General features: G+C 65.5%; 9 protein-coding genes. 4 read left to right on the top strand and 5 right to left on the bottom strand.

The features are described 5' to 3' along the window. Positions 1-2: 2 nt before the first annotated feature. On the top strand, positions 3-701 hold the full coding sequence (gene ispD, locus ACIQ67_RS18225; RefSeq protein WP_397535797.1) for a 2-C-methyl-D-erythritol 4-phosphate cytidylyltransferase: 699 nt from the start codon (positions 3-5) through the stop codon (positions 699-701). A gap of 106 nt (positions 702-807) precedes the next feature. On the opposite strand, the gene ACIQ67_RS18230 is transcribed toward ispD, so the two are convergent. Then, complete coding sequence (locus ACIQ67_RS18230) at positions 808-1392, bottom strand: outer membrane beta-barrel protein (protein ID WP_397535798.1); 585 nt, start codon at positions 1390-1392, stop codon at positions 808-810. A 238-nt stretch (positions 1393-1630) separates the two neighbouring features. Here ACIQ67_RS18230 and ACIQ67_RS18235 point away from each other — a divergent pair, with 238 nt between their 5' ends. Beyond that, a complete protein-coding gene (locus ACIQ67_RS18235) occupies positions 1631-2368 on the top strand; it encodes a helix-turn-helix domain-containing protein (protein ID WP_397535799.1) in 738 nt (245 codons plus the stop codon). A gap of 81 nt (positions 2369-2449) precedes the next feature. Here the strand turns inward: ACIQ67_RS18235 and ACIQ67_RS18240 are convergent, their stop codons facing one another. Genes ACIQ67_RS18240 through ACIQ67_RS18250 form a run of 3 tightly spaced genes read right to left on the bottom strand, consistent with a single transcriptional unit; the run spans position 2450 to position 4883 of the window. Further along, positions 2450-4288: a carbamoyltransferase gene (locus tag ACIQ67_RS18240; RefSeq protein ID WP_397535800.1), complete on the bottom strand. Its 1839-nt coding sequence runs from the start codon at positions 4286-4288 to the stop codon at positions 2450-2452. Between the two features lie 12 nt (positions 4289-4300). Further along, a complete protein-coding gene (locus tag ACIQ67_RS18245; protein WP_397535801.1) occupies positions 4301-4450 on the bottom strand; it encodes a DUF5989 family protein in 150 nt (49 codons plus the stop codon). Between the two features lie 13 nt (positions 4451-4463). Then, on the bottom strand, positions 4464-4883 hold the full coding sequence (locus ACIQ67_RS18250; protein WP_397535802.1) for an SxtJ family membrane protein: 420 nt from the start codon (positions 4881-4883) through the stop codon (positions 4464-4466). 95 nt (positions 4884-4978) lie between these two features. On the opposite strand from ACIQ67_RS18250, the gene ACIQ67_RS18255 reads away from it, so the two are divergent. Next, complete coding sequence (locus tag ACIQ67_RS18255; RefSeq protein ID WP_397535803.1) at positions 4979-6034, top strand: class I SAM-dependent methyltransferase; 1056 nt, start codon at positions 4979-4981, stop codon at positions 6032-6034. A gap of 24 nt (positions 6035-6058) precedes the next feature. Further along, on the top strand, positions 6059-7117 hold the full coding sequence (locus ACIQ67_RS18260; protein ID WP_397535804.1) for a hypothetical protein: 1059 nt from the start codon (positions 6059-6061) through the stop codon (positions 7115-7117). A gap of 19 nt (positions 7118-7136) precedes the next feature. Here the strand turns inward: ACIQ67_RS18260 and glp are convergent. Beyond that, positions 7137-8171 (bottom strand): gephyrin-like molybdotransferase Glp (glp, locus tag ACIQ67_RS18265; RefSeq protein ID WP_397535805.1); only part of this gene is annotated, 1035 nt, incomplete at its 5' end.

Here is an 8171-nt window from a genome sequence, read left to right on the forward strand (position 1 = left end):
CCATCGGGCTGGAGCCGCGCTGCTATGCGCTGGTGCCGGCCGCCGGTGTCGGCGCGCGCTCAGGCGCCGACCGCCCCAAGCAATACGTGAATCTGGCCGGCCGCGCGATGATGGCCCACACGCTGGACGCGCTGGCTGCGGTGCCAGGTCTTGACGCCACCTTGGTGGTTCTGTCGCCCGAAGACGATCAGTTTGAGGCCGCGGTGCCGGGTTTTGCCGGCGAGCGCGCCTGGGTGGCCCGCTGCGGCGGTGCCACGCGCGCCGAGAGCGTGGCCAATGGCCTGATCGAACTGCTGGCGCGTGGCGCGCAGCCGCATGACTGGGTGCTGGTGCATGACGCGGCACGCTGCCTGCTGCGGCCTGAGTGGGTCTCGCGCCTGATCGCCGCCTGCGCCGACGACGAGGTCGGCGGCCTGCTGGCGCTGCCGGTGGCCGACACGCTGAAGGACGCGACGGCCGCTGGCCGCGTGGCCGCCACCGTGGACCGGCGCGGCAAGTGGGCCGCGCAGACGCCGCAAATGTTTCGCCTTGGCCTGCTGAAGCCGGCGCTGGCGGCTGGTACCGAGGGCGTGACCGACGAGGCCAGCGCCATCGAGGCCCTGGGCCACCAGCCGCTGCTGGTGGAGAGTCCGATGGAGAACTTCAAGGTCACCTGGCCGGCCGATTTCGCGCTGGCTGAACGCTTGTTGAACAGCCGCTGAGCTCGATGCCGCAAAGCAGACAGCCTGCACTCGCGCTTGGGCGAGGGCAGGCTGGCATGACTTGGAAAGCGCCCGTGGTGGGCGCTCTGCCACATCAAGAAGCAGCTTAGAACTTGTAGCTCACGCCCACCGACAGCATATTGGCGTGGACCTTGCCCTTGTTGCTGTACTTGGCGTCGAAGCGATCCCAATCAGCGTTCAGCGAGACCTGCTTGTTCAGCGCGTAGCTGGCACCCAGGCCGACCAGCGGACGCACGCTGGAGTCATCCTGCACGCCGTTGCCGATACTGGCCTTGCCACGCACATAGCCCAGACCCAGACGGCCCTTCAGCGTGAAGTCGCCCAGGCTATAGGGCATCACGCCCACCACGCCCACGCCGCTCATGCTGACGGAACCCGGCAAGGTCAGACCGGAGCCGTTCTTCAGGTTGCCTTGGGCGCTCTTCAGGCCGAAGGCCAGGGCCTCGACGCCGAAGCTGCCGAAATCGGCGCCGCCGTAGATCTTGCCGCCGAGGTCGGCCGTGCGGTCGCACTTGGCGCCGGCTGCGCAAGTCAGGCTGTACTTGTTGTAGACGCCGAGGCCGGCGCCAGCGTAGTAATCGGGCTTGGACAGCGATGCGGTCTGTGCCGAAGCTGCGCCCGCGAGGACGGTGATCAGGCCGGCAGCGAGGATACGGAAGGACTTGCTCATGGGTCGAAACTCCTTAGTGACAGGGCCCGGCGATCCTCGGCTCGGTAGAGCTTGCTTCGCGAACCAATGTGCTTTGAGCCGAGGCCGCCGGGGTGACTGAAGTGTCTTCGGCCTTGGCGGAAAGTTCAGCGAGAATGAACCGGGTGCAGTATTTCTGGCTACCAGGGTGCGTATTGCGGTACTTACCTTTCGCCACATCAAGCATGACCTTTGCCACTGACAAGGCCTTTGTCCATCCATGAGCAGTCCCGAACTTCTGCTGCAGGTGCTGCGCGCCGAGATGCGCGCTGCCGGCATCACCTACAGGCTGCTGGCGCAGCGCCTGTCCTTGAGTGAATCCAGCGTCAAGCGCATGTTCTCGCTGGGCGACATGACGCTGTCGCGCCTGGCCGAGATCTGCAAGGCGGTGGGCGTCAGCCTGGAGGACGTGATGCGCCAGGCCGCGGATGCCGCGCCTGCGGCCGATACCTTGACGCTGGCGCAGGAGCGCTCGCTGGTCAGCGACCCCAGGCTGCTGCTGGTGGCGATCAGCTGTCTGGGCCACTGGACGCTGGAGCAGATCGTCGAGACTTACCAGATCAGCGAGGCCGACTGCATCCGCTATCTGGTCAAGCTCGACCGGCTGGAGGTGATCGAGCTGAAGCCCTTGAACCGCTACCGCCTGCGGGTGTCGCGCGCCTTCCGCTGGTTGCCGGACGGGCCGATGCAACGCTTCGTGCGCAAGTATGTGGTGGACGATTACTTTGCCGGCAACTTCGATGCGCCCGGCGAGACCCTGCTGCTGGTGCATGGCCGGCTCTCGGACCCCAGCGCGCAGGAGCTGGTGCAGAAGATCCAGCAGCTGGCCGCGGAACTGGCGCGTTTGCATGCCGACGACCAGCGCCTGGCGCCCGAGTCGCGCGACGGCTACACCCTGCTGCTGGGCCTGCGCTCCTGGGAGTTCGCGCAGTTCACCGCGATGCGGCGCGAGACTTGAGCGCCTCACCGGTGACCCGTCCGCCAAGGCTGACGGGTCCGCCGGGTGCCTTTTGCAGGCCGGCCGTGGGCGGTCTGTCTGTCAGTCAGCTTCGAGTTCGTCGGCGTAGTGGATGCGCAGCGCCGGGCTCTGGTCCTCGCGCATCAGCACACAGTTCTCGACGACGAGCAGGTCCAACTCTGTACCCATGAAGCAGCGGAAGGCCTCTTCCGGTGTGCAGACAAGGGGTTCGCCGCGGATGTTGAAGCTGGTGTTGACGATCACCGGGCAGCCTGTAAGTGCCTCGAAGCGGCTGATCAGCGCGTGGTAACGCGGGCTGGTGCGGGCATCGACGGTCTGCACTCGCGCCGAGTAGTCCACGTGGGTGACGGCAGGAATCTCCGAGCGGCAGAGCTTGAGCTTCTCAAGGCCGCCCAGCTGACGCTGCGCCTCGCTCAGCTCATGCCGGCGCCTTTCCGTGACATCGGCAACCAGCAGCATGTAGGGGCTGTCCGCTTCGAGGTCGAACCACTCACTGGCACGCTCTTTCAGCACCGAGGGGGCAAAGGGTCGGAACGACTCGCGGTACTTGATTTTCAGGTTGAGTACCGATTGCATCGACGGCGAGCGGGCATCGCCGATGATCGAGCGCGCACCCAGCGCACGCGGGCCGAATTCCATGCGGCCCTGGAACCAGCCGATGGCCTTGCCGTCTGCCATGGCGCTGGCCACGCGATCCAGCAAGGCCTCGTCGTCTAGCACCACGAAGTTGGCGCCTGCGGCGTGCAGGCGTGCCTCGCACTCGGCCTGCGGGTAGCTCGGGCCCAGCAAGGCGCCTTGCATCAGATCGGTGCGTTCGCCCAGCGCCGCTCGCGGCACGCCCTTGTACATGTGCTGGACGGCCAGGGCGGCACCCAGGGCGCCGCCCGCGTCGCCGGCGGCCGGCTGCACCCAGAGGTGCTCGAAGCTGCCGTCTCGAAGGATCTTGCCGTTGGAGACACAGTTCAGCGCAACGCCACCTGCGAGGCAAAGGTTGCGCAGGCCGGTGCTCTTGGCAATCGAGCGCGTCAGCTTCAGCATCACCTCTTCGGTGACCTGCTGCAGCGATGCGGCGATGTCCATCTCGCGCTGGGTCAGCGCCGATTCCGGCGTGCGTCGTGGCGCACCAAAGAGCCTGTCGAAGCGCTCATTGGTCATCGTCAGCCCGGTGCAATAGTCGAAGTAGCTCAGGTCCAGGCGGAAGGAGCCATCGGGCTTGACCTCGATGAGGTGCTCGCGGATCAGCTGTGCGTACTTGGGCTCGCCATAGGGAGCCAGGCCCATGATCTTGTACTCGCCCGAGTTGATCTTGAAGCCGAGGTAGTAGGTGAAGGCGGCGTAGAGCAGGCCCAGCGAATGCGGAAAGTGGATTTCCCGCAGGATCTTCAGATCGCTGCCTTTGCCGTGCGCCAGTGTGGTGGTGGCCCATTCGCCGACACCGTCGATCGTCAGCACCGCCGCTTCGTCGAAGGGCGAGGCGAAGAAGGCGCTGGCCGCATGGCTGAGGTGGTGCTCGGTGAAGAGCAGCCTGTCGTCGCCGAGCGCGCGGTCGCCGAACTGCGCCAACTCCCCCTTCAGCAGGTTCGACAGGAAGAGCTTGTCATTCAGCCAGATGGGCAGTGCCTGGGCGAAGGACTTGTAGCCGCGCGGAGCGAAGGCCAGATAGGTTTCCAGCAGTCGCTCGAACTTGAGCAGGGGCTTGTCATAGAAGGCGACATGATCGATGTCGTCCATCTGCAGGCCAGCCTGCTCCAGGCAGTACTGCACGGCGCGCATCGGGAACGCGGCGTCGTGCTTGCGGCGCGTGAAGCGTTCCTCCTGCGCAGCAGCAATGACTTCGCCATCGATGACCAGCGCTGCCGCGCTGTCATGGTAGTAGGCCGACAGACCGAGTGTCTTCAACGCTGTGCTGCCTCAGAAGATGGTGTAGATGAAGGGCGCGACCACGGAGCCCTTGGCCAGCACCAGCAGGCCGCCGAGCAGGAGCATCACGAAGAAGAGTGGAAGCAGCCAGTACTTGCGGCGCGCACGCATATAGCGCCACAACTGCGAGAGGAGGTTCATGCGGATCGCGTGGTTAGAATTGATCTTTGAAAGATTCAGGCGCCGGGCCAGGGGGATCGCGCTCGATCCAGTAGGTCTCAGCCTTCGCATCACGCTGCAAGCGCAGCAGATCCTTGCCCAAGAGGCGCATCAGCAGCCCCATCGGCGTCAGCACCACATAGAAGATGAACGCAAGCACCAGCGGTGTCGTGACGCGTCGAAGGAGATCGCCGAGGCCCAACCAGAGTTGCTTGAGCGGTGCGAGCAGGGCCGGAGCAATGAAGGCGATCGTGCCGAAGCTTGCGGCCACAATCACGGCCCACAGGCGCAAGCCGCCATGCCACCACAGAGGGAGCAGGCCAATCACCAGGAAGGCGATGGCCATCAACAGACCGAAAGCTCGGTCCGTTGCATTTCCGTTGCTGGAATTCCTGGTGTCTTCTTGTTGACTCACGATTCTTGCTGACTCACGACAGTACGACCTACTCGGCTGGCCGGCGATTTGCGCGGCAGGCGAGATTGGACAACAAAAAACGAAGGGAAATGAGCTTGGAACCGAAGAATCCTGTCGCGCGCACCGAGCGAGGCGAGATCCGCCCAGAGCCAGCGGCCATGTTGGGTGAGCTGACGGACATCCTCCAAGACCCGACAACGGGCGAGCACATCGTCTGGTCCGGTCAGGGCTTTGAGCGAGGCAATTCGGGCGCTCCTGTTTCGATGACGGACGGCATCCCCTCGCTGTTTGCGCCCAACGATGCCAGCTTCCAGGGCGATGTGACGGAGTTGGTGAAGGCCTTCTACGAGGAAACGCCGTTTCCGAACTACGACGGGTTCGATTCGCGTGCCAGCCTGATGGACAAGGCCCGCAAAGGCGTGTTCGCGGCCTTGCTCGATGAGCAACTGCCAAAGGACGCGCTCGTGCTCGAAGCCGGTTGCGGCACCGGCCAGCTCAGCAACTTCCTGGGCATGTCCTGGCGCCGGCGCGTCGTGGCGGGGGACATGTGCCTGAACTCCCTGCGGCTGGCCAAGCGTTTCGCGGATACCTACTCCGTCCGTAATGTCGGTTTCATGCAGTTCAACTTGTTCCGGCCGCCGTTCCGCGACGAGAGCTTTGATGTCATCGTCTCCAACGGTGTGCTGCACCACACGGGTGACTGCGAGGGGGGCTTCCGAGCGCTGCTGTCCAAGCTCAAGCCCGGCGGCTATTTCGTGATGGGGCTCTACAACGCCCTCGGCCGCTTGCCCACACTCTGGAAGCGCGGGCTGTTTCGGACTTTTGGCCCCAGCCTCTACTTCCTGGATCACCGCTTGAGCGACTGGCATCGTGAGCCCGAACGGGTCAAGGCCTGGTTCATGGACCAGTACCGGCATCCGCATGAGACCCGCCACTCGATGAGCGAAGTGCTGGATTGGTTCGAGCGCTATGGCGTTGACTTCGTCAATGGGATTCCGCACCTCGACGGTTCGGCCTTCGAGAGCAGGGAGTCACTGTTTGCGCCGCACGCCGCCGGCAGCCGCCTGAGCCGCACGATGACGGAGCTGAACATGCTGGCCGGCGGTGGCAAGGATGGTGGCCTGTTCATCATGATCGGCCGCAAGCGCTGAAGACGAGGACGCTGGAGCCGCACGATGCGAACCTTGCTGATCAACCTGGCCGTGTTCCTGCTGATGCTGGTGGCCTTGGTGCTGTTGCCGCCGCTTGGCTTTGACGCCTACCAGGCGCTGAAGCGCGCCTGGAGCGCCGGCGACGAGCGCGCGCTGCTGCCGAACTACCGTGGCGTTGATTGGGCCGCGCAGCACTTTCGGGAGTTTTCCCGGGTGTCGACGACCTACTTCGACTTCATCGGCTGGCGCCGGGCGCCCTTTGCCGGTTCCACCATCAACATCGATGCGCAGGGCTACCGCGTGCACCCGGCCGCCCCGCGTCGTGAAGAGGCACAGGTCTGGTTCTTCGGTGGGTCGACGACCTGGGGCCCGGGTGCTTCCGATGCCCACACGATCCCCGCTCGTTTGCAGCAGCATGCGGGCCGCACTGTCTTCAACTTTGGCGAGTCAGCCTACACCGCCCACCAGAGCTACAACCTGCTGATGAAGAGCTATCTGCAGGGCGGCAAGCCTGGGCATGTGGTGTTCTATGACGGCGCCAACGAGGTGGTGATCAAGTGCCGCGCGGAACTCGGCTTTTACTCCACCTCGCATGAGGTCACCATCCGCGAACGCATGAGCAGCACCCAGCTGAGTATGCAGCTGCTATCCCCGACGCTTGAACTGCTCGGCCGCGGCCTGCGGTCTGTCGGCGCTTCGGCGCGATCCGACATGGGCTACGACTGCCACAGCAACGAGGAGAAGCGGAGGGCGATTGCCGCCGCGCTGGTGATGGATTGGAGTCTGGCGCGCGACCTGGTGCAGAAGAACGGCGGCAAATTCCTCGCGGTGCTGCAGCCGGTGTCGTTTACCGGATCACCGCAGCTGGGGCATCTCCCGGCCGTGCGCGCCAGCGCTCCGCTGAAGGCCCAGTACGACGCGGTCTATCCTGAGTTGAAGCGACAGTTGCAAGCGGCAGGCATCGCCTATGCAGACCTGACCTCGATGTTCGATGGTGAAGAGTACCTGTACATCGACTTCGCCCACGTCTCTCCGCGTGGCAATGACATCGCCGGTGCGCGGATGTCCGCATTGCTGAACTAGGGGCTGTTAGCAGCTGGTCTCAGCCGTTCAGCCCCTCGAACAGCAGCACATCCACCGGGTCGCCGGCCGCGACATCGCCCTGCTCATGTCCCAGCACCACCAGGCCATCGGCCTGGCTCATGCTGGAGAGGATGCCGGAGCCCTGGTTGCCGGTAATCTCGACCTGCCAGCGGCCATCGGCGGCGCGGCTGACGACGCCGCGCTGGTATTCGGTGCGGCCGGGCTTCTTGCGCAGTGGCTTGACGGCTTGCGCGCACAGCATCGGCAGGGCTTGCGCCTGCGCGCCGGCCATCGCCAGAAGCGCGTCGCGCACAAAGGCGTAGAAGGTCACCATCACCGCCACCGGGTTGCCGGGCAGGCCGAACAGGATGGCGTCGCGGCCGCTCGCTGGAATGCGGCCGATCGCCATCGGCCGGCCGGGGCGCATCGCGATCTTCCAGAACAGCACTTCGCCGAGCTCGGCCATGATGCGTTTGGTGTGGTCGGCCTCGCCGACGCTGACGCCGCCCGAGCTGATGATGGCGTCGGCGCTGGCCGCGGCCTCGCTGAAGGCCTGGCGCAGCGCATCGGGATCGTCCTTGACGACGCCCAGGTCGATCACCTCCACGCCCAGGCGCTGCAGCAGGCCCCACAGCGTGTAGCGGTTGCTGTCGTAGACGCAGCCCGGCTCCAGTGGCTGGCCTAGCGAGCGCAGTTCATCGCCGGTGGACAGGATGGCCACGCGCAGGCGCCGGCGCACCGCCACCTCGGCCTGGCCCAGCGAGGCGATCAGGCCCAGGTCGGCGGGCCGGATGATGCGGCCGGCGGCAAGCGCCACCTGGCCGCGCGCCAGGTCTTCGCCGGCCAGGCGGCGGTTGTCGCCGGGGCGCACGGAGCCGGCCGGGATCACGATGATCTCGTCCTCGCTGCGGGTGAATTCCTGCGGCACCACGGTGTCCAGCCCTGGCGGCATCAGCGCGCCCGTCATGATGCGCTGGCAGTGCAGCGGTGCCAAATCTTGCGCCGCCGCGCCGCCTGCCAGGCTGGTGCCGGCCACCTTCAGGCGCGTGTCGCC

This window comes from Roseateles sp. (genome assembly GCF_044373315.1).
Classification (GTDB): domain Bacteria; phylum Pseudomonadota; class Gammaproteobacteria; order Burkholderiales; family Burkholderiaceae_C; genus JACDQM01.

What these genes read in the sequence shown, in the direction of transcription:
- ACIQ67_RS18230 (WP_397535798.1), bottom strand. Translation starts at nt 1,392, where the DNA reads ATGAGCAAGTCCTTCCGTATCCTCGCTGCCGGCCTGATCACCGTCCTC.
- ACIQ67_RS18245 (WP_397535801.1), bottom strand. Translation starts at nt 4,450, where the DNA reads ATGAACCTCCTCTCGCAGTTGTGGCGCTATATGCGTGCGCGCCGCAAG.
- ACIQ67_RS18235 (WP_397535799.1), top strand. Translation starts at nt 1,631, where the DNA reads ATGAGCAGTCCCGAACTTCTGCTGCAGGTGCTGCGCGCCGAGATGCGC.
- ACIQ67_RS18260 (WP_397535804.1), top strand. Translation starts at nt 6,059, where the DNA reads ATGCGAACCTTGCTGATCAACCTGGCCGTGTTCCTGCTGATGCTGGTG.